Origin of the sequence: Massilia sp. KIM, from assembly GCF_002007115.1 — a bacterium.
Lineage (GTDB): Bacteria > Pseudomonadota > Gammaproteobacteria > Burkholderiales > Burkholderiaceae_D > Telluria.
Genome location: NZ_MVAD01000002.1, coordinates 436,735 through 460,765 on the forward strand (window position 1 = coordinate 436,735; position 24,031 = coordinate 460,765).

The window sequence follows — 24,031 nt, forward strand, 5'->3', positions numbered from 1 at the left end:
GACTTCCTGCAAACCGGCGGCTTCGCTCCGCCGGTTTTTTTTGGCTATACTGAACGGCGTTGCTAATCCGGTAAGGACCGACGCCAGCGTTTCAGGACAGGATGAGCCAGAACCCACATTTGCTGCGCCGCCTGCTGCGCGCCAAGGACCGCATGGACGGCGCCCCGCACGAGGAGTGGCCGATAGTGCGACTGGCCGAGGTCAGCGCCGTCTCGAGCGCCCACTTCGCGCGCGAATTCAAGAAGGCCTTTGGCCTGCCGCCGCACCGCTACCTGCTCACCCGCCGCATCGAGCGCGCCAGCGCGCTGTTGCGCGACACCGACCTGCCGGTCACCGAAGTCGCCCTGCGCACCGGCTGGAACAGCATCGGCACCTTCGGGCGCATCTTCCGCGACATTACCGGCGAGAGCCCGGGCGACCTGCGCCTGCGGGCGCGCTCGGTTCCCGACCTCGGCCGGCAGGTGCCCGAATGCGTGGCGCGCGGCGCCCACCGTCCCGACCTCAACATCGCAGTTTTGGAGAAGCGGCGCCGGGAGGCCGCTGGCACACTGGAGCTCCATTCAAAGGAGACATCATGATTTCAGGTATCAATGTCGTCGGCCTGTACGTGCGCGACCAGGACGAAGCGCTCGACTTCTACGTCGCCAAACTCGGTTTCAAGGTCCACACGGACGTGCGCAACGGCGATTACCGCTGGCTGACGGTGCAGCATCCGGACCAGCCGGGCTTCCAGCTCGGCCTGTTCCGTCCCGGCCCGCCCGTGCACGACGCCGCCACCGCCCAGACCCTGCACGCGATGGTCGCCAAGGGCGCCATGCCGCCCCTGGTGCTGTCGGTCGACGACTGCCGCGCCACTTATGCAAGCCTGAAGGAGCGCGGCGTCGAGTTCACCCAGGAGCCGGTGGAACGTTACGGCAACGTCGATGCGGGCTTTCGCGACCCTTCCGGCAACGGCTGGAAGATGATCGAGAGCGCCGCACGAGCGCAGGCGCAGGCCGCCCACTGAAGCTCAGGAAAGGAACACCAGGACGATGAACTCGAAAGAACACGACATCCTGCTCGACACCTTACGCGCCCGCTTCGAAACGCACATGCATCGCCACGAAAGCCTTTCCTGGACCGAGGTTCGGGAGCGCCTGAAGAGCAAGCCCGAGGCCCTGCGGGCGCTTCATGCGATGGAAGAGAGTGGCGGCGAACCCGACGTGATCGGCAAGGATGAGAACGGGCGCATCGCCTTCTGCGACTGCTCCCCCGAGACTCCGCTGGGCCGGCGCAGCCTGTGCTACGACGAGGCCGCGCTGGCGGCGCGCAAGGAGAATAAGCCGCAGGGCAGCGCGCTCGGCATGGCCGCCGCAATGGGCGTCGAGCTGCTCACCGAAGAGCAGTACCGCGCCTTGCAGCAGCTGGGCGAATTCGACCTGAAGACCTCGAGCTGGATCGCGACGCCGCCCGAGGTGCGCAAGCTGGGCGGGGCGCTGTTCTGCGATCGCCGCTACGGCAAGGTGTTCACCTACCACAACGGCGTGCAGTCGTACTATGCGGTGCGGGGCTTCCGCGCGGTGCTGACCGTCTAGCGGATCCGAGATCGACGAAGGCCCTCGCCGGTCAAGGCGAGGGCATGTCGCCAGGCCCCGGAATAAGGGATGCCCTGAACGAAAGTGCAATCCGTCGTAGTATGGGCGGTCCCGTTTCACCATAAGGACGACCAGATGACCGACACCCTCAACCAGCGGGTCCTGCTCGCTTCCCGCCCCAGCGGTCTGCCGACGCCGGAGAATTTCCGTATCGCCCATGAGCCGCTGCCGGTTCCCGGCGAAGGCCAGCTGCTGCTGCAAATCCTCTACCTCTCGCTCGACCCCTACATGCGCGGCAGGATGGACGACGCCAAATCCTATGCCAAGCCGGTCGACATCGGCGGCGTGATGGAAGGCGGCACGGTGGCGCGCGTGATCGCCTCCAGGCATCCCGACTACGCCGTCGGCGACCTGGTGCTGTCGCACTCGGGCTGGCAAAGCCACGCGCTCTCGGACGGCGACAACCTGCGCAAGCTCGATCCGCAGGCCGCCCCGCTGAGCACCGCGCTCGGCGTGCTGGGCATGCCGGGCTTCACCGCCTGGGCCGGACTGCTGCAGATCGGCCGCCCGGCGCCGGGACAGACGGTGGTGGTGGCCGCCGCCAGCGGCGCAGTCGGCTCGGCGGTCGGACAGATCGCCCGCATCAAGGGCGCACGCGCGGTCGGCATCGCCGGCGGGGCCGACAAGTGCGCTTATGTGCGCGAGGAACTGGGCTTCGACGCCGTGATCGACCACCGCGCCCCGGACTTCGCCGCCCGGCTGGCCGAAGCCTGCCCGGACGGCGTCGACGTCTACTTCGAGAACGTGGGCGGCAAGGTGTGGGACGCCGTGTTCCCGCTGTTGAACGACTTCGCCCGCGTGCCCGTGTGCGGCCTGATCTCGCAGTACAACGCGCTCCCGCAGGCCGAACCGGGCCCGGACCGGCTGGCCCTGGTGATGCGCGACGTGCTCAAGAAAAGCCTGACCGTGCGCGGCTTCATCCAGCGCGAATTCCTGGCGCTGCGCCCGGCCTTCCTTGAAGAAGCGGGCCAGTGGGTGCGCGAGGGCCGGCTGCGCTACCGTGAAGACATCGTCGAAGGCCTGGAGAATGCGCCGGCCGCCTTCATCGACCTGCTCCAGGGCCGCAATTTCGGCAAGCTGGTGGTCAAGCTCGCGGACTGAGTAGGCCGGAAATGCTATAGTCTCCCGAGGTGTCTGGGAACGTTTCCAATCCCGGGCGCGACCAGAACACGACAGGAGACGGCGATGCAAACCGAGACCGGTGCGGAGATGAGCCGGCGCGTGTCACGCGCCTTGTGGACGGCGATGTCGGCGGCGATGTCGGCGGCGATAATGGCGGCGGCCGTGTCGCACGCGACCGCCGCCCCGAATGCGGCAGCGGCGCCAGCGCCTGTACCGATCACCGACGCCAGCCAGATGGTGCGCGCAGAAGGCGCGCGCTGGGTCAGCGCCGACGGCAAGCCGCTCACGCTGCGCGGCGCCAACCTTGGCAGCTGGCTGATCAACGAATTCTGGATGATGGGGCAGGGCAGCAAGGGCGTCGACGACCAGTGCAAGCTGGAGGCGGTGCTGGACCGCCGCTTCGGCTACCCCGAACGCGAACGCCTGATGAAGCTGTTCCGCGACAACTGGATGAGGGAACAGGACTGGGACCGGCTGGCCGCCTTCGGCGTCAACCTGGTGCGGGTCCCCTTCATCCATACCGTGGTCGAGGACGAAAAGAATCCCGGCCAGTTGCGCCCCGACGCCTGGCATTACCTGGACTGGGCCATCGCCCAGGCCGAGAAGCGCGGCATCTACGTGATCCTCGACCTGCACGGCGCGGCCGGCAGCCAGGGCTGGGAGCACCATAGCGGCTGCGCCGGCCGCAACCAGTTCTGGAGCGTGCCGGCCTACCAGGAGCGCACCGCGTGGCTGTGGCAGCAGGTCGCCGGCCGCTACCGCGACCGTCCGTCCGTGGCCGGCTACAGCCTGCTCAACGAACCCTGGGGCGCCGATTCGAAAACGATGGCGGCCGCCATCGAGACCCTCTACGCGGCGGTGCGCAAGGTCGATCCGAATCACGTGCTCATCCTGCCCGGCCACGTCAAGGACGACATCCAGGCCTATGGGAACCCGCGCGAACGGGGCATGCGCAACGTGGCATTCGAGATGCATCCCTACCCGGGCCATTTCGGCTGGGGCAAGCCGACGCGCGCAGTGCACCGCGACTGGCTGCGCTGCACTGGCAAAGGGTCCGGCAACGGCGCCAGCACCGTGTGCGCCTGGGACCGCCGCATCCGCGCCCTCGACACGCCTTTCTACCTGGGCGAGATCCAGCCCTGGGCCGGCCTGGGCCAGGAACTGGGCGGCCAGATCGCCCGCGCGAGCTTCGACACGTATGCGAAACTGGGCTGGGCCGCCACCGCATGGTCATATAAATACGTGAGTAACAAGGGCGGCCACGGCAAGGGCACCTGGGGCATGGTGACCAATGCCGCAGGCGAGCAGGTGCCGGCGCTGGACTTCAACACCGCGTCGCTGGAGCAGATCGAAGCCCTGTTCCGGCAGTTCGGCAGCCTGCGCTACGAGCCGCACGGTCCCTTGCTGCGCTGGATGACCAGCCCCCAGGCGCCGGACCCCTTCGCCACAGCGCGCCGTAAAGACCGCGCCGGTCCATGATTGGCCTATGATGTGGTTTTTTCCAGACTGACCAGGAGACGCCCTTGCAAGCCAAGACCCTGACGCTGCATGCCCTCATGCTCGCCAGCTTCACCGCGCTGTCCAGCGCCCACGCCGCGCCGCAGGCCGGCCGCACCGTCTACGAGAACAACTGCGCGAGCTGCCACAGCGTGGATGCCCAACTGTCCTCGCGCGCCGGCCCGGGCCTGTTCGGGCTCCTGGGCCGCAAGGCCGCGGCGGTCCCCGGCTACAACTACTCGAACGCGCTGGCCAAGGCCGGCGCCACCGGCAAGACCTGGACCCGCGAGGAGCTGGATCTCTTCCTGGCCGATCCGGCCCGGAACGTGCCGGGCACCACGATGCCCGTGGGCGTGCCCGACAAGGCCGCGCGCGCCGCGCTGATCGATTACCTGGCCAGCCTGCAAGGCCCGGCGGCCGCCGCCCAGGCGCCCGCGGCCGCCGCCGCCGAGCGCAGCGGCGGCTGGGACGAGAACCAGCCCGGCAAGATCCACCACATCAAGGCCAGCGACTTGCCGCCGCCCTTCGCCACCGACAGCGCCGGCAACGGCCCGCGCGTCGAAGCGCGTCCGAACGGCAGCATCCCGGCGGTGCCCGAGGGTTTCGCCGTCTCGGTCTACGCCCAGGACGAGGACAAGCCACGTCTGGCGCTGCGCGCGCCGAACGGCGACCTGTTCCTGGCCGCCACCAGCAAGGGCGAGATCAAGGTGCTGCGCTCGAAGAACGGCCAGGCGGCCGACACCGCCGGGGTGTTCGCCAGCGGCCTGGAGCGCCCTTACGGCATGGCCTTCTGGCCCTCGGGCGCGAATCCGCAATACCTGTATGTCGCCAACATCAACTCTATCGTGCGCATCCCTTACCGCAACGGCGACCTGAAGGCGCGCGGCGCGGCCCAGGTGGTGGTGCCGCATTTGTCGGACACCAGCGGCGGCCACACCACCCGCACCCTGGCGTTCTCGAAGGACGGCAAGACCATGCTGCTGTCGATCGGCTCGGCGACCAACGTCGCCACCGAGATCGGCGCCGCCCCGCCTGAGCCGCTGGCCAAGTGGGAAGCGCGCCATGGCGTCGGCGCGGCCTGGGGCGTGGAGACCGACCGCGCCACCGTCATGGCCTTCGACGTGGATGGGCGTAACCGCCGCACCTACGCCACCGGCCTGCGCAACTGCGTCGGCATGCTGGTCTACCCGTCTACCGGCGATCTGATGTGCACCGTGAACGAGCGCGACGCGCTGGGCGACAACCTGCCGCCGGACTACCTGACGCGGGTGAAGCAGGGTGGCTTCTACGGCTGGCCGTGGTACTACATCGGCGACAACGAAGACCCGCGCCTGAAGGGCCAGCGGCCCGACCTGAAGGGCAAGAGCATCGTGCCGGACGTGCTGATCCAGTCGCACTCGGCGCCGCTGGGCATGGCGGTGTACCACGCGCCGAAGGGCGCGAAGAACGCCTTCCCGAAGGAGTACGAGGGAGACGTGTTCGTGGCCCTGCACGGTTCCTGGAACCGTGGCGTGCGCACCGGCTACAAGGTGGTGCGGGTGTTCATGAAGAACGGCGTGCCGACCGGGCAGTACCAGGACTTCATGACCGGGATGGTGCTGAGCGACCGCGACGTGTGGGGACGGCCGTCGGGGGTGGAGGTGGCGCAGGACGGTGCGCTGCTGGTGGTGGACGACGCCGGCGGCGTGGTGTGGCGCGTGGCGCCGAAGCGCTGAAGCGCTGAAGCTCAGCTTACGGCGGACGTATCTCCGGTGTTCCCCGCCGCAGCGTGACCTCGGCGGGGAACCCGAGTTCCTTCGCACAGCTGCCGCTCTTTTCGTGGCCATGCGAGCAAACTTGGGTTCCCGCCTTCGCGGGAACGACGTGCTGAGGCTAACGCTAAGGCAAAGGTTGACGCTTACGCTATGGGCGGCGGTTAAAACTGCCGCGCATACCCCAGCGACAGCGCCCCGAAACGCTCGCGCTCATAGCGGATCGCCGGCGGCCCGCCGGCTTCCGGTCGCGGCAGGCTGAGCCAGGTGTACTGGAGGGTCAGGCTGGCCTGGGGCGACACCCGGTAGCCGAGACCCGCCCGCAGTTGCCAGACGAAGCCGCTCTTGGAGGCCGGTCCGAAGCAGTCGCAGTTCGCGCCCAGGCCCAGGCGCGGCAGCTTGATCCTGCCCCAGCCGATGCCGCCGCCGACGAAGCTGTCCAGCGACTGGGTCAGCCGGTCGGTCCGGTAGCCGTTGGCGAACAGCGCGTGGTAGCGCCCGCGCGCGTCGGCCGTCTGGCTCACCTGGCCCAGGCGCAGGTGCTCGACCTTGAAGCGCCCGGTCTCGTATTCCAGCTCGTAGCGCCAGTGCTCGCCCTGGCGCCCCATCATCAGGCCGCCGTGCAGGCCGCGTTCGAGGTCGGCGGTCCCGGTGAGGGGCGTCCCCGCGCCGAAATCGACCCGCGCGCGCATCTCGTCGAGGGTGTTGGCGCCCGCGTGCACGCCCCAGAATTTCACAGGCTCGGCGGCCTGCGCCTGCAGCGCGCCCAGCGCCAGCAGTGCGCCCGCCATGCCGAGCGGTTTCCATCTCTTCATCGCATCCTCCTCAGTTGCCGAATCCGGTGCCGAACACCGCATTCAGGTCCGCCGCCGTCGCCTGGGCGCCGTGGGCCACACCCACCAGCTGGACCTGCTCGAAATAGTGCTGCTCGACGGCTTCGACGAAGCCGGCCGCGCTGGTCGACTGGTAGCTGGCGGCCAGTTGCTGGACCAGCGCCTGCACCGAGGCGCTGTCGTGGTTGGCGAGCAGATAGCCTTCGGCGTCGAACTTGAAGGCATTATCCATAGTGACGCCGAACTTGGCGCCACGGTCGCTGTAGCCCTGGCTCGTCAGGCCCAGCTGCTGAGCCTGGGCCAGGGTGGCCAGCTCGGTGCGGCCCTGGGCGTCCTGGAACAGGTGCACGCCCACCGTGCCCGCGCTGCCGGCAGCCAGCGCCTTGAAGCCCGGCCCGCCGGCCACTTTCTCGTAGCAGGCGTAGGGCAGCGGCTGGCCGTCGACGGCGTAGGTGCCGTCCTGGGTGAAGGGCTGGTACCAGGTGGAGACCTCCAGGGTGCCCGGCAGGCCGGTCATCGAGTCCCACACCACGCCCTGGAACAGGTTGCCCACGCCGGCGGCCTGGATGGCGGCGTCCTTGACGTCGTCGGTGTAGTACAGATCCCCATTGGCCAGGCGCACGCCGTAGACCTGGTCCGGCAGGCTGCGGTCGAAGGACAGCAGGCCGGGGTCGACGATCACGCCGTTGACCAGGCCGTCTTCGTCGCCGCGCGCGCCGTCGGTCAGGGTGATGACGATGCGGTCGACGCGGCCATCCTGGTCGAGGTCGACCAGGGTGGCGCCGTCGTCGATGGTGGCGAGGTTCTGGTCGTCCAGGAAGCTGTACCAGGTGCCGCTGGCGCTGTCGAACTTGACGAAGTCGTTGGCGGCCACGCCGGTCTGGCCCAGCTCGATCACGACGCGCGTCTGCAGGCCCGCGCGGCCCGGGTCCAGGTCGGGCAGGGCGGCCACGCCCTCGGCCGAGGTGACGGTGAAGTTGAACACCGGCGAGGCCGCGCGCTGCTCCTGCGGCAGCGCGGCCGGCAGGTCGGTCAGGCTCAGGTCGCGCAGCTGGGCGCCGCTGGTCAGCTGGACCGGCGCCAGGCCGTCGCCGAGCGAACCCGCGATCACCGCGCCGAACGAGGACACCGGAGCATTCACGCCCTTGGCGAAGTCGGCCAGGGAGCCCAGGGGAAGCAGGGCGACAGCGTTCTGCTGCCAGTCGAGGACGCCGTCCTGGTTGTAGTCGCCGCCATAGGCGGCCAGCTCGATCGAGGGCGTGACGCCGTCGCGGTCGGTGACGATGGTGACGCTCACCGGCGCCGAACCGACCACCTTGCCGCTGGCGTCCCGGATTTCGACGGTATATGTATACACGCCGTCATCCAGGGCGCCCGGCGCCACCTTGATACGGCCGGCGGCGGCGTCCTCGGCGCTGACGGCCTGGGTGCCGACCACCTGGCCGTTCGGGTCCAGCAGGCGCACGCTGCCGCCCGCGCTCAGCAGGCCGCTGCCCTGGACCGTGAACGCCGGTGTCCGCACGCTGGTCACGGTGTCGTGGTCGCTGGCGCCGTCGTCGGTGGCGGGATCGAGGCCGGTTTCGAGCACCGGCTCGGGTTGCGGATTCGGGCCCGGCTGCGGCTGAGGTTGAGGCTGCGGCTGCGGCTGCGGCTGCGGCTGAGGCTGAGGCTCAGGCTGTGGTAGTGGTTGTGGCTGTGGTTGCGGTTGCGGTTGCGGCGGAACGTCGTTGTCGACCACGGTGCCGGTGCCATGCACGCCATTGACCGACACCACCACGCTCTCCGAGGATTCCACGAGGCTGTCGTCGACCGTGGCGATGCTCAGGCTGAAGCTGCTCACGCCGGCCGGAATCACGATCTTGCCGCTGGCCGGATCGCCGTTCTTCCAGCTCACGCCATGGCTGAAGGCCAGCGTCCCGAGGTCGGCGCTGGTGGCGGTGCCGCCGAGCACCAGCGAGAACTCGGCCGGCGCCACGGTGGCGGCGTTGAGGCCGACCGTGTACACCAGGCCGGCCCCTTCGGTCACCGTCGCGTCGAAGGGCGTCTGGCCGAGGTTGGCCGCGTCCTCGGCCACCACCGACACCACGTTCAGGCTGTCGTTGTCAGCGATGCTGCCGCTGGCCCAGACGCCGCCGACGGTGAGGATGGCGTTCTCGGTCAGCTCGACCAGGCTGTCATCCACGGTCGGCAAGCTGGCCGTGAAGGCGCTCACGCCGGCCGGGACGACGATCACGCCGCCTGCCGCATTGCCGTTCTTCCAGTGCACGCCGTCGCTGAAGGACAGCGCGCCCAGGTCGGTCACGTCGGCGCTGCCGCCCAGCGTGAGGGCATACTCGGTCGCGGCCGGGCTGGCGCCGTTCAGGGTGACGGCGTAGCGCAGCGAGACGCCTTCGACCACGCTGCTGTCGACCGGGGTGGCGCCGGTATTCGCGGCGTCCTCGGCGACCACCGTGCTGACGCTCTGGCTGTCGTTGTCGGTGATGCTGCCGGTGGCGTCCACGCCGCCCACGGTCAGGACCAGGGTTTCGGTGCTTTCGATCTCGCCGTCGTCCACGGTGCCGACGGTGACCTTGAAACTGGCCACGCCGGCCGGCACCAGGATCGCGCCGCTGGCCGGGTCGCCGTTCTTCCAGGTGACGTTGTCGCTGAAGACGATGCCGGCGCGGTCGGCCAGGGAAGCGCTGCCGCCCAGGATGAGGGCGAACTCGCTGGTGGCCAGCGGGGCGGCGTTAAGCTGCACGGTATAGTGCAGGATCGAACCTTCGGCGACGCTGGCGTCGGCCGGCGTCAGGCCGGTGTTGGCCGCGTCCTCGGCGATCACGGCGGACACGCTTACGCCGTCGTTGTCGGCGATGACGCCGGTGGCGGCCTTGCCGCCCACGGTCAGCACGAGCTGTTCGGCGCCTTCGACGGCGCTGTCGTCCACGGTCGGCACGGTGATGGTGAAGGAGGCGATGCCGGCCGGCACCACCACGGCGCCGCTGGCCGGGTCGTTGTTCTTCCAGGCGACGCCGCCGCTGAACACGAAGCTGCCGCGGTCCTGGGCGTCGGCGCTGCCGCCGATCGCCAGGCTGTACTCGGCCGGAGCCAGGCCGGCGCCGCTCAGCGTGACTGTATATAACAGGTCGCCGCCCTCGGTCACCGTGGCGTCGACCGGATTGGCGCCGCTGTTGGCCGCGTCTTCGGCCAGCACGCCGCTCACGCTCTGGGTGTCGTTGTCCTCGATGTTGCCGGTGGCGCTCACGCCGCCGACCGACAGGATCGCCGTTTCCGGGTTCTCGATCAGGGTGTCGTCCAGGGTCGGCAGGGTGACGCTGAAGCTGGTGACGTTGGCCGGAACCACCACCACGCCGCTGGATGGGGTGCCGTTCTTCCAGGCGACGCCGGCGCTGAAGGCCAGCTGGCCAAGGTCGGCGCCGCTGGCGCTGCCGCCCAGGACGAGCGCGTATTCGGTGCTGGCCGGGCTGGCCGCGCTCAGCGCGACGGTATAGCGCAGGCTCGCGCCTTCCGTGACCGTGCTGTCGGCCGGATTGGCGCCGGTATTGCCCGCGTCCTCGGCTTTCACCGCACTCACGCTCTGGGTGTCGTTGTCGGTGATGGTGCCGGTGGCGGCCTTGCCGCCCACGGTGAGCACCACCGTCTCGCTGCTTTCGATGGCGCTGTCGTCGACCGTGGCGACCGTGATCTTGAAACTGCCGACCCCGGACGGAACCACCACCACGCCGCTCGCCGCGTTGCCGTTTTTCCAAGTGACGCCGTTGCTGAAACCGATGGCGCCACGATCTCCCGCAAGCGCGCTGCCGCCGATCGCCAGGGTGTGCTCGCCGCCGGTGCCGTTCAGGGTGACGCTGTAGACCAGGCTTCCGCCTTCGACCACGCTGCCGTCGAGCGGATTGGCGCCAGGGTTGGCAGCGTCCTCGGCGACCACGCCGGCGACGCTCGCCGCGGGCTGGGCGTCGTTGTCGTTGATGGTGACGACGCCACTGTTGTCGACGATCGCCGCGAACGAGCTGTCGCTCAGCACCACGTTCAGGGCGCGGGCGCCGTCCACGCTCGCATTGTCGACCAGCGCGATGGTGATGGTCTTGCTGGATTGGCCTGGCGTGAACACCAGTTCTCCGCTGGTGCTGCCATAGTCGGCGCCGGCGCTGGCGCTGCCGTTCTGGGTGGCGAAGTTGACCTTGACGGTGTCCGAAGTGGCCTTGCTGAGCGTGACCGTGACGGTCGCGGTGCCGTCGCCCTCGTTGACCGTGAGGTCGCCCACGCGCAGTTGCGGCTGGCTCGCCAGGTAGGTGTTCAGTTCCTGCAGCAGGCCGACGGTGGCCGCGCTGCCGCTGACGGTGCGGTCGCTGTCGATGGCCAGCGTCTTGCCGTTGAAGGTCAGGCCGATGAAGGTGTGCGGGTCGCCATTCTGCTCCGTGTTCGGGTCGACCGTGTAGAAGCCGGTGGTGGTCTTCAGGGTCGTCGGGGCGCCGGTGGCATAGAACACCATGGTCGTCACCGGGCTGCTGGGCGCGCGCCAGTTGATCACGCCGGTGATCTCGTGCTGCACGCCGGCCGCGTCGGTGATCAGGATGGTGCCCGACTTGTCGTTGCCCTGGGAGCCGCCGAACTGGCCCGTGGTGCTGGCCTGGCGGAACTGGAAGTTGGACCAACCCATATCCTTCAGGTAGGACGCGGCCGAAGCCTGGTTGCTCTTGTTGGCGTCGCCAATGAAGCCATTGGCAAAGGAAACGGAAACGGTAGGTACGGCCATGGATAGCCCAGCGTAAAAGTGGATGAATGGGGTACGGCGGAAAAGGGCGAGGCGGGGAGGGGACTCGTACTACGTGATGCGGCGTGGCGGCAGGGATGGGGCCGTAACCAAGAGTGTAGTGGTTAGGATTTCGTGCAGGCAAGAGCGAGGCACTTGTTCATGATGTTTTGCGCTGCCAGGACGGCAATTCGTTGTCCACTGGCTACACGAGGTCCCTGTACATGCCGATGCGGCAAGCGGGCCGCGCCGATGCTCGCGCCGCCCGCTTCACGCCGCCGTTATCATCGGGACAAGCTGTTCCGCAGCCGACCAGGAGACCGCATGACCGACCGTTTTGCCGTGCACTACCTGCCCGAAGCCTTTTCCGTGGCCGGGCAAAAGCTGATGGGCCGCCAGTCGGCCGGGGTCGGCCTGCTGCGCGCCATGGCGCGCGACCCGGCGCTGTCGGAGCTGGGCTGCTTCGCGGCCGAGCGCAGCCACGCCGAAGCCTTCGAGGCCGTTTTGCGCGCCGAAGGCTACCGCGGCGGCCTGCGCGCGCTCGCGCCCTCCGCGCCCGAGGAGCTGGCCTGGTTCGGCAGCCTGTATCACCCTGGGCCGGAGATCGCGCCCCTGGCCTGGCGCCGGCTGCGCGCGGGCGACCGCCAGTACAGCCTGTGCGGCATCGTGCACAGCACCGCCGGCCACGAGATGATGGGCACCGTCGCCGGGCTGCTGGTGGCGCCGGTGCGCGGCTGGGACGCCATCGTGTGCACCTCGCGCGTGGTGCGCGACAGCGTGCGCGTGCTGGTCGAGGAGCAGGCGGCCTACCTGCGCGCGCGCCTGGGCGCGACCCGCTTCGAGCTGCCCCAGCTGCCGCTGATCCCGCTCGGCGTGCACTGCGACGAGCTGGAGCCGGACCAGGACCGGCGCCACGAGGCGCGCGCGCGCCTGGGCATCGGGGAGGGGGACGTAGCGGTGCTGTGCCTGGGACGCATGTCGCTGCACGCCAAGTCGCACCCGCAGCAGATGTTCGCCGCGCTCGAGCGCGCCGACAAGGGCGGCAGGCAGGTGCACCTGGTGCTGTGCGGCTGGTTCGCGGGCGAGGGGATGGCCGCCGCCTTCCGCGAGGCGGCGGCGCTGCTCTGCCCTTCGGTGCGCCTGGTCGAGCTGGACGGACGGGAGCCCGAGCGCAAGCGCGACGCCTGGGCCGCCGCCGACATCTTCACTTCGCTCTCGGACAACGTGCAGGAAACCTTCGGCCTGACCCCGGCCGAGGCGATGGCGGCAGGGCTGCCTTGCGTGGTCTCGGACTGGAACGGCTACCGCGACACGGTGCGCGACGGCGTCGACGGATACCGCATCCCGAGCATCATGCCGGGCCCCGGCGCCGGGCAGGACCTCGCCACGCGCTACGACGACGGGGTGGACAGCCTCGACATGTACTGCGGCCACGTGAGCCAGGCGGTGGCGCTGGACGGCGCCAGCCTGTGCCAGGCCTATGGGGCCCTGATCCGCGATCCCGAGCTGCGCCGGCGCATGGGGGAGAGCGGGCGCGCCCGGGCGCGCCGCGAATTCGACTGGAGCGCGGTGCTGGGGCGCTACCGCGAGCTGTTCGCCGAGCTGGCCGAGCGCCGCCGCGCCGATCCGGCCCTCGGGCCCCCGCTGCCGGGGCAGGCGCCGGACCGGCCGGATCCGTTCCGGCTGTTCGCCAGCTATCCGACCCGGCTGCTGGGCACGGGCGCACTGGTCGAGCTCAAGCCCGACGCCTCGCTGGCCCTGGTGCGCAGTTACCGCGAGCTGGCGGTCAACCGCTACGCGCAGGCCTCGCTGCCGACCCTGGAGGAGTTCGGGCTGATCTTCGGGGCGATCGGGCCGCGCCCGATGCAGGTCGAGGAGCTGATCGATACCCTCGGGCCCTGGGACCGGCCGACGCTGCTGCGCGGTCTGGCCTGGCTGTGCAAGATGGACATGCTGAGGATTACCGAAGGATGAGAAACGGCCGGCGCGCGCCGGCCGCGGGATGCGCTGACGCCGTGGTTCAGGCGGCGCGCGCCAGGTCGCCGCGTCGGGCGTTGTCCAGGCTCCAGGCCCCGGCCCCGAAGGCCACCACCTGCAGCAGGCCGCCGGCCATGGTGATGTTCTTCAGCAGATGGATGAGCTGGTTCTGGTCGGCGATCGCGTGGTGGAAGGCGAAGGCCGTGACCACCGAGAAGGCCGCCAGCACGCCGGCCACCAGGCGCGTCTTGAGCCCGAGCGCCAGCATCGCGCCGCCGCCCACCTCGATCGCCACCGCCACCGCCAGCCCGAGGGTGGCGAAGGGCAGGCCCGAGGAGGCGATGTAGCCGATGGTCGCCGCCGGCGCCATCAGCTTGCCGACCCCGCTCACCACGAAGATGGTGGCCATCAGGATGCGGCCGATGGCCGGGATCAGGGAGTCCTTGGTGCTGGTGTTCATGCTGCTTCCTTTCTTCCTGGGTAGGTGGCGGTCGGGTCGCGGCCGCGATTACAGCTGTCCGGTGGTGCGCAGGTGGGCGCCGATGCGGTCGATCTCGCGTTCGCCGCGCTCCAGGGCCTCCAGGCTGGTGTGCACCGAGTAGTAGCCGGTCACCAGCTCGTGCGGGTGACGGGCTGCCGAGCCGAGCACGAATTCGGTGTCGGCCTTGGCCTCGACCGTGATCGGGGCGTCGCCGTCGGCGAACACCGTGACGTCGCCGGCGATGCGCGCCTCGCCCGCCTGCAGGGCGCCGCGCCCGACCGCGATCCAGGCCACCTCGTGCCCGGCGGGCGGGGTGAAGGTCCAGCGCTCGCCATCCTTCAGCTTGACGTGCAGGTAGGTGATCGGGGCGCGGGTCACGATCGGGCTGGCGACGCCGCCGTAGGCGCCGATCACGACGCGCACGGGGCCGCTGACCGGCACCTGGTGCGGGGCCAGGTAGTGGCTGTGGGCCGGGCCGTTCTCGTCTTCCGGCGGCAGGGCGAGCCAGAGCTGGAAGCCGAGCGCGGTCCCGTCGCCGGCCACGCCGCCGCCATGCCAGACCCCGCCGCCCGCGTTCATCCATTCCACGCCGCCGGCGCCGAGCACGCCGGCGCTGCCGGTGGTCTCGCGGTAGCTCACCGCGCCGTCCATCACCACGGTCACGGTGGCGATGCCGGAGTGCGGATGCATGCCCATCGGGGCGCCGCCGGCGCGCAGCTGGAAGCGGTCGAGGAAGACGAAGGGCTTGATCATCTCGCCCAGGTCGCCGGGACTCACCAGGCGGGTGATGCCGCCGCGCGTGTGGCCGGCGGTGCGTAAGGCGATGGCGCGCGTAGTGGGGACGGTCGTGGGGACGGTGGTGGTGTCGAGGACGGTGCTCATGTCGGGTCTCCTGTGATGCCGCGGCAGCGGCGTGTCTGGTGCATGGGTGCCATCTTAGGTAGAGGAAGCCGATCGGTGAAGCCCATATAATTCGATGATAAGTATCGATGGAGACGATAGATGCTCGACGGGATGTCCATGGACCAGCTGCGCACCTTTATTGCCGCAGCCGACGAAGGCAGTTTCTCGGCCGCGGGCCGCAAGCTGCGGCGCGCGCAATCGGTGGTCAGCCATACGCTCGCCAACCTCGAGATGCAGGTGGGTTTCGCGCTGTTCGATCGCAGCGGCCGCTACCCGCAGCTCACCGAGGCCGGCCGCGCGCTGCTCGAAGAAGCGCGCGCCGCGGCCAGTTGCATGGACGCGTTCAAGGCGCGCGCACGCACCCTGGCCGAGGGTCTCGAGCCCGAGCTCGCGGTGGCGGTCGACGTGATGTTCCCGATCGCGACCCTGACCGAAGCGGTGCAGGACTTCCACCGCCGCTTTCCGTCGACGCCGCTGCGCCTGTATGTCGAGGCGCTGGGTGCGGTGGTGCAGCCGCTGCTCGACGGCCAGTGCCGCATCGCGGTGATCGGTTCGCTGCCCGAGGTGCCGAAGAACTGCGCGTCCGAGTACCTGCTCGGCGTGCCGGCGGTGACCGTGGTCGCTCCCGGCCATCCGCTGGCCAGGGTGAAGGGCATGGTCAAGCGCGCCGCGGCCGCGAAGGAAGTGCAGCTCGTGCTCACCGACCGCTCGACCCTGACGTCGGGACGCGATTATGGCGTCTACTCGCCGCAGGTGTGGCGCCTCGCCGACCTGGGCGCCAAGCACGCCTTCCTGCGCGCGGGCCTCGGTTGGGGCCACATGCCGCTGCACATGGTGGAGGACGATCTGGCGCGCGGCGCGCTGGTGCGCATCCAGCTCGAAGCGCATCCGCTGCATGGCGGCGGCTTCTCGATGCACGCGATCTTCCTGAAGGACCAGCCGCCGGGACCCGCGGGACGCTGGTTCGTCGATCGTTTGAAAAGCGAATCGGTGTGACGGAGATTTTTTTGCGTCGCGTGGTCTCACGAAGTGGGCCTGCGATGTCCTTTTTTGCGCTCACTCGGTTGCGAACTCACAAAGTTTTCGTGTACTTTACGTGATTGAATTTGTCAAAACGAGAACATGTGTTATTGTCGCGGGCATCCGGACAAATAATCGATCGAATAATAGGACGCTGATTCAAACAGTATGCACGGAAGCGAAGCGAAAAGAACAAGCCGCACTGCCTGACCCACTGCTCAGGCAAGGCGGCTTTTTCTTTTCGCGCCCGCAAGGGTAGCGATGTGAAACGCGATCGAATCGGTGGCCTACGACGTTGGCTGAAGTGCTGCAATGGTGAGGAGTTGCAGCAGTTCAGCCGGTGCCGGATTCATTGGCCTTAACGTGTTTGGTTTGGGCCGATGAATAATTCGCCGGGACATGCAAATGACCAGGCGGGTTTCAACCTTGAGCGTTATATCTCATCGCAGATGAAGGAGAAAGAAAATGGCAACCGCTAAGAAACCAGCAGCAAAGGCAGCAGCAAAAGCGCCTTCGTCGTCGACGAAGGCAAGTGCGAAAACCGCCGCCGAGAAACCAGTCGCGAAGAAGGCAGCCGCCAAGCCGGCTGCCAAGGCCGCCACCAAGCCGGCAGCCAAACCCGCAGCTAAATCGGCAGCCAAGCCGGCAGCCAAGAAGGCCGCAGCAACCAAGACCACCGCCACCAAGTCGGCAGCAAAACCGGCTGCTAAACCGGCAGTGAAGAAAGCAGCTGCAAAACCGGCAGCAAAGCCGGCGGCGAAAAAAGCGACCGCAACCAAAGCCGCAGCAAAACCTGCAGCAAAGAAAGCAGCCGCTAAACCGGCAGCCAAGTCGGCAGCAAAAACCGCTACCAAGTCGGCAGCAAAACCGGCAGCCAAGAAAACCGCCAGCAAGGCAGCAGCCAAGCCGGTAGCGAAGAAAGCGACCGCTACCAAGGCAGCCGCCAAACCAGCAGCCAAGAAAGCCGCCGCAAAACCAGCCGCCAAGAAAGCCGCCGCTAAACCGGCTGCCAAGAAAACCGCTTCCAAGGCGGTAGCTAAACCGGCTGCCAAGAAAGCCGCTGCTAAGCCGGCTGCCAAGAAAGCCGCTGCTAAGCCGGCCGCCAAGAAAGCGACCGCTTCCAAAGCCGCCGCAAAACCGGCAGCTAAAAAAGCGACCGCCACCAAAGCCGCCGCCAAACCGGCCGCCAAGAAAGCGACCGCCACCAAAGCCGCCGCCAAACCGGCCGCCAAAAAAGCGACCGCCACCAAAGCCGCCGCCAAGCCGGCAGCCAAGAAAGCGACCGCCACCAAGGCCGCCGCCAAACCGGCAGCTAAAAAAGCGACCGCCACCAAAGCCGCCGCCAAGCCGGCAGCGAAAAAAGCCGCTGCTCCGGCCAAGGCCGCCGCCACCAAGGCAGCTGCTCCGGCCAAGAAAGCCGCTCCGGCCAAGACCGCCGCCACCAAGGCCGCTGCTCCGGCCAAGACCGCAGCGACCAAGTCGGCAGCCAAGCCTGCAGCCAAGCCTGCAGCCAAGCCGGAAGTGAAGGCTGAAGCCAAGCCGGAAACCAAGGCCGAAGCCAAGCAGGAAGCGAAAGCGGAAGCCAAGCCGGAAGCCAAGGCCGACAACAAGGCTGACGGCAAGGCCGAGAACAAGCCGGCGCCTGCCGCTCCGGCCGCCAAGACCGTGCTGGCTCCGGCCGCATGGCCGTTCCCGACCAGCAGCCGTCCGTAACCGAGGCGCCGGCTGACGCGCGTCTCAAGCGCGCGTCATAGCCAGTCTTGCCTGGTTAAGGCAAAATGCCGCTGTGTGATCTGTTCGCACAGCGGTTTTTTTTTGAGGAGTGTTCGTGCTGCCTATTCTTCAGTTTCTCGTCGATACCGCCGCCAGTCTGCTTGGCGGACTGCTGCTGCTGCGCTTCTGGATGCAGGCGATCCGCGTGCGTCCGCCGGTGCAGATCGGCCAGTTCACCTTCACCCTGACCGACTGGCTGGTGCTGCCCCTGCGGCGCTTGGTGCCGGGAATGGGCGGCTACGATTGGGCGAGCCTGATCGGCGCCTTCCTGGTGGTGCTGCTGGCCAGTTCGGTGACGCTGCTGGCCGGGGCGAGCGGGGAGATGGTGCTGCTGGGGGCCTTGTACCGGTTCCTGAACTGGATCCTGTACGGCTTCATGGCGCTCCTGATCATCGATGCGATCTTCAGCTGGGTGAATCCGAACGCGCCACTGGCGCCCTTCGTGCATGCGCTGAACACGCCGATCCTGCGGCCGATCCGCCGGGTGGTGCCGCCGATCGGGGGGATCGATCTGTCGGTGCTGGTGGCGCTGGTGCTCATCCAGATCATCCAGTTCGTGCTGCGGCAGATATTCATGTGATGGGTGGGGGAGCTGCGCTGCGGCTTCCCGGGTGCCTTAAATAAACTTGGGTTCCCGCCTGCGCGGGAACGACGTGCTGAGGGCGCGTGCTACCGGTGAATCATCGGCCTGCAGCCCAAGAGCGTCGTTCCCGCGAAGGCCTCGGCGGCCCCGCGGTAACCCAAGTTTTATCTGCTCAGCGTTAGCGCCCACCGCAAACGCAGCGCGCGCCCTCCAACTCAGCGGAACTTGAAGCCAAACGCCGCTTCAAACTTCGCGTCGAACTCTTCCTTCGTGAACGCATGGTTCTGCGCCCCCTGGCGCGCGATCTTGATCGCCCCCAGCAGGCTGGCGATGCGTCCGCTGGTCGGCCAGTCCAGGCCGTTCACGATGCCGTACAGCAGACCCGCGCGGTAGGCGTCGCCGCAGCCGGTCGGGTCCAGCACCTCGGTGGCCGGCACGGCCGGGATGCGGTGGTGCTCGCCGCCTGCGTAGATGTCCGAGCCCTCGCCGCCGCGGGTCACGATCAGCGCCTCCAGGCGTCCGGCGATGTCGGCCAGGCTCAAGCCCGTGCGGTCCATCACCATCTCGAATTCGTAGTCGTTGCAAGCCAGGTAGGTGGCCTGGTCGATGAAGCGGATCAGTTCCTCGCCCGAGAACATCGGCAGCTGCTGGCCCGGGTCGAACATGAAGGGCAGGCCCAGCTCGGCGCAGTCCCTGGCGTGCTGGATCATGCCGTCGCGGCCGTCCGGCGAGATGATCGCCACCCGCAGCTGCCCCTGCTCGGCGACCTTGTTCTCGTGCGAGAACTGCATCGCGCCCGGGTGGAAGGCGTTGATCTGGTTGTTGTCCTGGTCGGCCGTGACGAAGCACTGGGCAGTGTAGGCGTCGGCGATGGTGCGGATGCCGGCGGTCTCCATGCCCTGCTTGCCCAGGCGCTCGAGGTAGTCGCCGCCGTCCTGGCCGATGGTGCCCATGATGCGCGGCTCGCCGCCCAGCAGCTTGAGGTTGTAGGCGATGTTGACTGCGCAGCCGCCGTATTCGGTGCGCAGGGTCGGCACCAGGAAGGAGACGTTGACACGGTGCAGCTGGTCGGCCAGCAGGGTCTCGGCGAAGCGGCCTTGGTACTGCATGATCTTGTCGAACGCGATCGAGCCGCAGATCAGGGCGGTTTTGGTCATGGAAAAGCTTTCAGGGATAAAAAACGGCGATGTGGTAGCCGGAGGGCTCCAGGCCCTCCAGTCGGAAATGGAGCTTGACCGGCTGCTCGGCGCGCGCCTTGAAGCCGGCCGCCTGCCGCGCGCCGTCGCGCAGGTAGTCGCGCGGGCCGAACACGCGCCGCACCAGCGGCTTGTCGTCGGCGTCGGTCAGGGTCAGCTCGATGCTCGGCCAGGCCTGCACCAGCGTCGCCTCATTGCGCAGCAGGGTGCTGAGGGTGTAGGCGTTGCCGCCCAGGGTGGTCAGCTCACCCGTTTCGATCACCAGTTGGTCGATGTTTGCCGGCAGCTCGACGCTGCAGCCCACCAGGCCACAGGCCGACACCAGCGCGGGTTTCAGGCCCGGATAGCGCGCGGCCAGGGTGTCGCGGAAGCTGATCGCGACCTGGAAGGCGAGCGCCAGCAGCAGAAGGACGCTGCCCACGGCCAGGCCGATGCGCAGCGCCTTGCCCGACTGCTCGCGCTGGCGGCCGCGGCGCACGAACTCCGGCTCGTCGCTCTCCGGCACGCGCAGCTTGGGCGGCTCGATCCGGGTCGGCGTGAGCTTGGAGCGGCGCGCGCGCGACTCGGCGGCGCGGGCGCGCGGACTGACGGGCGGCTGCTTGAGCTGGGGCGGCGGCTGGATCGTGGCCTGGCCGCCGGACGATTCGCGCCGCAGCATCGAGGGAACGTCGCCCACCGGGGCCGCCGGACCACGGCCGGCCGGCGGCCTGGTCGCCGCTGCGGGCGCTGGTCGGTCGTGTTCCTCGTGTTCGTCATGCTCGCCGCCCGGCAGCGGCGCGGCGACCAGTTCCTCGTCGACCGGCAGGTCGAGCACGGCCGACTGGGCGGTGGTGGAGGGCTCCGCGGCGGCAGGCGTCTCAGGCGCCGGGGGCTCGGGCAGCGGTTCCTCCAAAGGTTTCGGTTCCGGTTCTGGTCCCGGGGCGGCTTCGGACCTCGGTTCAGGCGCGGTCAGCGGCTCTGGTTCTGATTCCGACTCCGCTTCCGGTTCCGGCTCCGGTTTCGGCTCCACTTCCGGTTCCGGCTCCGGCTCCAGCTCCAGCTCCGGCTCCGGTTCCGCTACCGGTTCCGGGTCCGCTACCGGCGCCGGTTCCAGTTCCGCTACCGGTTCCGGTTCCGCGTCCGGCTCGGCCGCCTCCTCAGGCGTGCCGGCGCCATCCTCCGCCACCTTGGGCAGGATGCCGTAGGGCGAGAAGGTGCGGTCGAATTCGAGGGTGTAGATCGGAACCCCGTCCTCTTCCTGCTCGGGAACGATGGCGGCGTCGTCGCCGGCGTCGGGCGCGGCAAAGGTCGGCGCGGACGCGGGAACGTCCACGGCGTCGATGACGAGGGTGGTGTCCGCAGTGGCGGCAGGTTCAGGCTGGGAGGCGGGCGCGGCGGATGCGCCGTCGGCAGGGGAGGGCGGGGCGGCCGAAAGATCGACCAGCCCCTTGTTGCCGTCGAAGACCTGCTGGCAGGCCCCGCAGCGCACGATGCCCCCGCGCAGCTTCAGCTGGTCTGCGGCGACACGGAACATCGTGCCGCAGTGGGGGCATTGGGTGGCCAGCGCCATGCGCTTATCCGCCGGTGGCGGAACGCGGCGGCGGCGCGGTGTCCTGGCCGAGCGTCCCGTGAAGGGCGACCCAGCCGTCCTGCTCGGCCCAGACGCCCAGCTTGATGAAAGGTGCGTAGGCGGCGGCCACTTCCTCGGCCTGGCGCGCCAGCACGCCCGAGAGGATCAGCGAACCGCCCGGCGCCACGCGGCCGGACAGCATCGGCGCCATCAGCTTGAGCGGGCTCGACAGGATGTTGGCCACCACGATGTCGAACTTGCCGCTGGCATGGCGCGCATTGCCGGAGGCCGCGAAGGCGTCCGGCAGGTAGTAGTCGATGGCGACGCCGTTGCGCTCGGCGTTGGCGCGCGCCGATTCGATCGCCTGCGGGTCGATGTCGACCCCGGCGACGTCTTGGGCGCCCAGCTTCTTGGCCACCATGGCCAGGATGCCGGAGCCGCAGCCGTAGTCCAGCACCGACTTGCCCGGCGCCGGATGGGCTTCCAGCCACTCCATGCACAGGCGGGTGGTCGGGTGGCTGCCGGTGCCAAAGGCCAGGCCGGGGTCGAGCTCGAGAATGAGCCCGTCCGGGTCCGGCGCCTCGTGCCAGCTCGGCACCACCCAGATGTTCTTGCCGATGTGGATGGGCTCGAACTGCGACTGGGTCAGGCGCACCCAGTCGGCGTCCGCCACCGCGCGGGTGGTGAAGGAGGGTACGACCGGCAGCTTGATGGCGTTGGCGGCTTCCTGGACGATCGCCAGCTGGTCGGCGTCGGTATCGGTGAGGGCGACCACGCGGCTGTGGTCCCAGGCTGCCTCGGTGGGCTCCATGCCCGGCTCGCCGAACAGGGGCTTTTCGGCCTCCGTGCCTTCGTCCGCGTCTTCCACCGAGACCGACAGCGCGCCCGCCTCCATCAGGGCGTCGGACAGCGCTTCCGCGTGCTCGCGGGCGATCTCGATGACGACTTCAGTCCAGCTCATGCTTCTGCCTTGGTTTCCGATTTGGCGCCGAGCGCGTTTTCCTTCGGCAGGTCCGGCTTGGCGGCCAGCTTGTGCTCCAGGTAGTGGATGTTGGTGCCGCCCTCGATGAAGCGGGCGTCGACCATCAGCTCACGGTGCAGCGGGATGTTGGTCATGATACCTTCGACCACCATTTCGGAGAGCGCGATCTGCATGCGGCGGATCGCCTGCTCGCGGGTGGCACCATAGGAGATTACCTTGCCAATCATCGAGTCGTAATGAGGTGGCACATAGTATCCCGCATACGAGTGCGAATCGACACGGATGCCGGGGCCGCCCGGCGGGTGCCAGGCGGTGATGCGGCCTGGCGAGGGGGTGAACTTGAACGGGTCTTCCGCGTTGATGCGGCACTCGATCGCGTGGCCCGACAGCATGATGTCGCGCTGGCGGAAGCGCAGCTTCTCGCCGCAGGCGATGCGGATCTGCTCCTGGACGATGTCGACGCCGGTGATCATCTCGGTGACCGGGTGCTCGACCTGGACGCGGGTGTTCATCTCGATGAAGTAGAACTCGCCGTTCTCGTACAGGAATTCGAAGGTGCCCGCGCCGCGGTAGCCGATCTTGCGGCAGGCTTCGGCGCAGCGGTCGCCGATCTTCTCGATCAGCTTGCGCGGGATGCCCGGCGCCGGCGCTTCCTCGATCACCTTCTGGTGGCGGCGCTGCATCGAGCAGTCACGTTCACCCAGCCAGACGGCATTCTTGTGCTCGTCGGCCAGCACCTGGATCTCCACGTGGCGCGGATTCTCCAGGAACTTCTCCATATAGACTTCCGGGTTGCCGAAGGCGGTGCCGGCTTCGGTCTTGGTGGTCTGCACGGCGTTCAGCAGGGCGGCCTCGGTGTGGACCACGCGCATGCCGCGCCCGCCGCCGCCGCCGGCCGCCTTGATGATGACCGGGTAGCCGATGCGGCGCGCGGTCTGGATGATTTCCTTCGGATCGTCCGGCAGGGCGCCGTCCGAACCCGGGACACAGGGAACGCCGGCCTTGATCATGGCCTGCTTGGCCGAGACCTTGTCGCCCATCAGGCGGATCGAGTCCGAACGCGGGCCGATGAACACGAAGCCGGACTTTTCCACGCGCTCGGCGAAGTCGGCGTTCTCCGACAGGAAGCCGTAGCCCGGGTGGATCGCTTCGGCGTCGGTGACTTCGGCCGCGCTGATGATCGCCGGCATGTTCAGGTAGCTGAGCGCCGACTGGGCCGGACCGATGCAGACCGATTCGTCGGCCAGCTTGACATACTTGGCGTCCTTGTCCGCTTCCGAGTGAACGACAACCGTCTTGATGCCCAGCTCGCGGCAGGCGCGCTGGATACGCAGCGCGATTTCACCACGATTGGCGATGAGGATTTTTTCAAACATGGTAGGTTCGGTGTTTCAGTGAAAACCGGCGCTCACAGGATATGCAGCGCCGGACACGACATGGATGAGCGGCGGCAGGAGTCGCCGCCAGGCCGGATGGCTTAGCCGATCACGAACAGAGGCTGGCCGAATTCGACCGGCTGGCCGTTTTCCACGAGGATCTTGGTGACAACGCCGGAGACATCGGCGTCGATTTCATTCAGGAGCTTCATCGCTTCGATGATGCACAGGGTGTCGCCTTCCTTGATGCTCTGGCCGACTTCGACGAAGGCCGGGGCGCCCGGGGCGGACGAACGGTAGAAGGTGCCGACCATCGGCGACTTGACCACGTGGCCGGTCGGCTCGGCGGCGGGGGCCGGTGCGGCGGCTGCCGGGGCCGGCGCCGGTGCGGCGGCCTGGACGGCCGGAGCCGAGTATTGCTGCACGCCCTGGGGCGGCATCACCACCATTTGGTTCTGGGGAATGGCGGACGACTTGACGATGCGAACCTTGCTTTCGCCTTCGGTCACTTCCAGTTCAGCGATGTCCGATTCAGCGACCAGGTCGATCAAAGTCTTGAGTTTTCGTAGATCCATGTGAAACCCCTTGGAATTATTCGTTT

Annotated in this window: 19 protein-coding genes; 10 read left to right on the forward strand and 9 right to left on the reverse strand. The window is 68.3% G+C overall.

Annotated features, from left to right (window positions below; translation table 11 throughout):
- Positions 1-101 precede the first annotated feature (101 nt).
- From B0920_RS16695 to B0920_RS16720, 6 genes are all read left to right on the forward strand, one after another.
- On the forward strand, positions 102-578 hold the full coding sequence (locus B0920_RS16695) for a helix-turn-helix domain-containing protein (RefSeq protein WP_078033789.1): 477 nt from the start codon (positions 102-104) through the stop codon (positions 576-578).
- Positions 575-1,006 carry a VOC family protein gene (locus B0920_RS16700; RefSeq protein ID WP_078033790.1) on the forward strand — a complete coding sequence of 144 codons (432 nt, stop codon included), beginning with the start codon at positions 575-577 and terminating at the stop codon, positions 1,004-1,006. Before B0920_RS16695 ends, B0920_RS16700 begins: the two co-directional genes overlap by 4 nt.
- A 25-nt stretch (positions 1,007-1,031) precedes the next feature.
- Positions 1,032-1,574 (forward strand): DUF4256 domain-containing protein, encoded by a 543-nt coding sequence (locus B0920_RS16705; protein ID WP_078033791.1) that lies wholly within the window; start codon positions 1,032-1,034, stop codon positions 1,572-1,574.
- A 135-nt stretch (positions 1,575-1,709) separates the two neighbouring features.
- Positions 1,710-2,735 carry an NADP-dependent oxidoreductase gene (locus tag B0920_RS16710; protein ID WP_078033792.1) on the forward strand — a complete coding sequence of 342 codons (1,026 nt, stop codon included), beginning with the start codon at positions 1,710-1,712 and terminating at the stop codon, positions 2,733-2,735.
- Between the two features lie 84 nt (positions 2,736-2,819).
- The gene (locus B0920_RS16715; protein WP_143745813.1) at positions 2,820-4,235 is read left to right on the forward strand and encodes a glycoside hydrolase family 5 protein; all 1,416 of its coding nucleotides are present in this window, start codon (positions 2,820-2,822) and stop codon (positions 4,233-4,235) included.
- A 44-nt stretch (positions 4,236-4,279) separates the two neighbouring features.
- The gene (locus B0920_RS16720; RefSeq protein ID WP_078033793.1) at positions 4,280-5,968 is read left to right on the forward strand and encodes a PQQ-dependent sugar dehydrogenase; all 1,689 of its coding nucleotides are present in this window, start codon (positions 4,280-4,282) and stop codon (positions 5,966-5,968) included.
- Positions 5,969-6,168: 200 nt separating this feature from the next.
- Here the strand turns inward: B0920_RS16720 and B0920_RS16725 are convergent, their stop codons facing one another.
- Both B0920_RS16725 and B0920_RS16730 read right to left on the reverse strand, forming a co-directional pair.
- Entirely contained in the window at positions 6,169-6,819 is a 651-nt protein-coding gene (locus B0920_RS16725) for an outer membrane protein (protein ID WP_179119202.1), read from the reverse strand.
- A gap of 10 nt (positions 6,820-6,829) precedes the next feature.
- On the reverse strand, positions 6,830-11,593 hold the full coding sequence (locus B0920_RS16730; protein ID WP_078033795.1) for a Calx-beta domain-containing protein: 4,764 nt from the start codon (positions 11,591-11,593) through the stop codon (positions 6,830-6,832).
- A gap of 321 nt (positions 11,594-11,914) precedes the next feature.
- Between B0920_RS16730 and B0920_RS16735 the strand changes: the two genes are divergently transcribed.
- Positions 11,915-13,564, forward strand: coding sequence for a glycosyltransferase family 4 protein (locus B0920_RS16735; RefSeq protein WP_179119203.1), 1,650 nt, complete (start codon positions 11,915-11,917; stop codon positions 13,562-13,564).
- Between the two features lie 46 nt (positions 13,565-13,610).
- Here the strand turns inward: B0920_RS16735 and B0920_RS16740 are convergent, their stop codons facing one another.
- Entirely contained in the window at positions 13,611-14,027 is a 417-nt protein-coding gene (locus B0920_RS16740; protein WP_078033797.1) for a DoxX family protein, read from the reverse strand.
- 48 nt (positions 14,028-14,075) lie between these two features.
- Complete coding sequence (locus B0920_RS16745) at positions 14,076-14,930, reverse strand: pirin family protein (RefSeq protein ID WP_078033798.1); 855 nt, start codon at positions 14,928-14,930, stop codon at positions 14,076-14,078.
- A gap of 120 nt (positions 14,931-15,050) precedes the next feature.
- On the opposite strand from B0920_RS16745, the gene B0920_RS16750 reads away from it, so the two are divergent.
- The 3 genes from B0920_RS16750 (at position 15,051) to B0920_RS16760 (ending at position 18,324) form a co-directional block, all read left to right on the forward strand.
- Positions 15,051-15,947 (forward strand): LysR family transcriptional regulator, encoded by an 897-nt coding sequence (locus B0920_RS16750; RefSeq protein ID WP_078033799.1) that lies wholly within the window; start codon positions 15,051-15,053, stop codon positions 15,945-15,947.
- 489 nt (positions 15,948-16,436) lie between these two features.
- Positions 16,437-17,684 (forward strand): hypothetical protein, encoded by a 1,248-nt coding sequence (locus tag B0920_RS26460; protein ID WP_078033800.1) that lies wholly within the window; start codon positions 16,437-16,439, stop codon positions 17,682-17,684.
- 115 nt (positions 17,685-17,799) lie between these two features.
- Complete coding sequence (locus tag B0920_RS16760; RefSeq protein WP_078034448.1) at positions 17,800-18,324, forward strand: YggT family protein; 525 nt, start codon at positions 17,800-17,802, stop codon at positions 18,322-18,324.
- A gap of 218 nt (positions 18,325-18,542) precedes the next feature.
- On the opposite strand, the gene B0920_RS16765 is transcribed toward B0920_RS16760, so the two are convergent.
- From B0920_RS16765 to accB, 5 genes are all read right to left on the reverse strand, one after another.
- Positions 18,543-19,484, reverse strand: a complete 942-nt coding sequence (locus B0920_RS16765) for a carbohydrate kinase family protein (RefSeq protein WP_078033801.1) — start codon at positions 19,482-19,484, stop codon at positions 18,543-18,545.
- Between the two features lie 10 nt (positions 19,485-19,494).
- Positions 19,495-21,072, reverse strand: a complete 1,578-nt coding sequence (locus B0920_RS16770; protein ID WP_078033802.1) for a DUF3426 domain-containing protein — start codon at positions 21,070-21,072, stop codon at positions 19,495-19,497.
- A gap of 4 nt (positions 21,073-21,076) precedes the next feature.
- Positions 21,077-22,033: a 50S ribosomal protein L11 methyltransferase gene (gene prmA, locus B0920_RS16775; RefSeq protein ID WP_078033803.1), complete on the reverse strand. Its 957-nt coding sequence runs from the start codon at positions 22,031-22,033 to the stop codon at positions 21,077-21,079.
- Positions 22,030-23,430 carry an acetyl-CoA carboxylase biotin carboxylase subunit gene (gene accC / locus B0920_RS16780; RefSeq protein WP_078033804.1) on the reverse strand — a complete coding sequence of 467 codons (1,401 nt, stop codon included), beginning with the start codon at positions 23,428-23,430 and terminating at the stop codon, positions 22,030-22,032. The genes prmA and accC overlap by 4 nt, the downstream gene beginning before the upstream one ends.
- 101 nt (positions 23,431-23,531) lie before the next feature.
- The gene (accB, locus tag B0920_RS16785; protein WP_078033805.1) at positions 23,532-24,005 is read right to left on the reverse strand and encodes an acetyl-CoA carboxylase biotin carboxyl carrier protein; all 474 of its coding nucleotides are present in this window, start codon (positions 24,003-24,005) and stop codon (positions 23,532-23,534) included.
- Between the last annotated feature and the right edge of the window lie 26 nt (positions 24,006-24,031).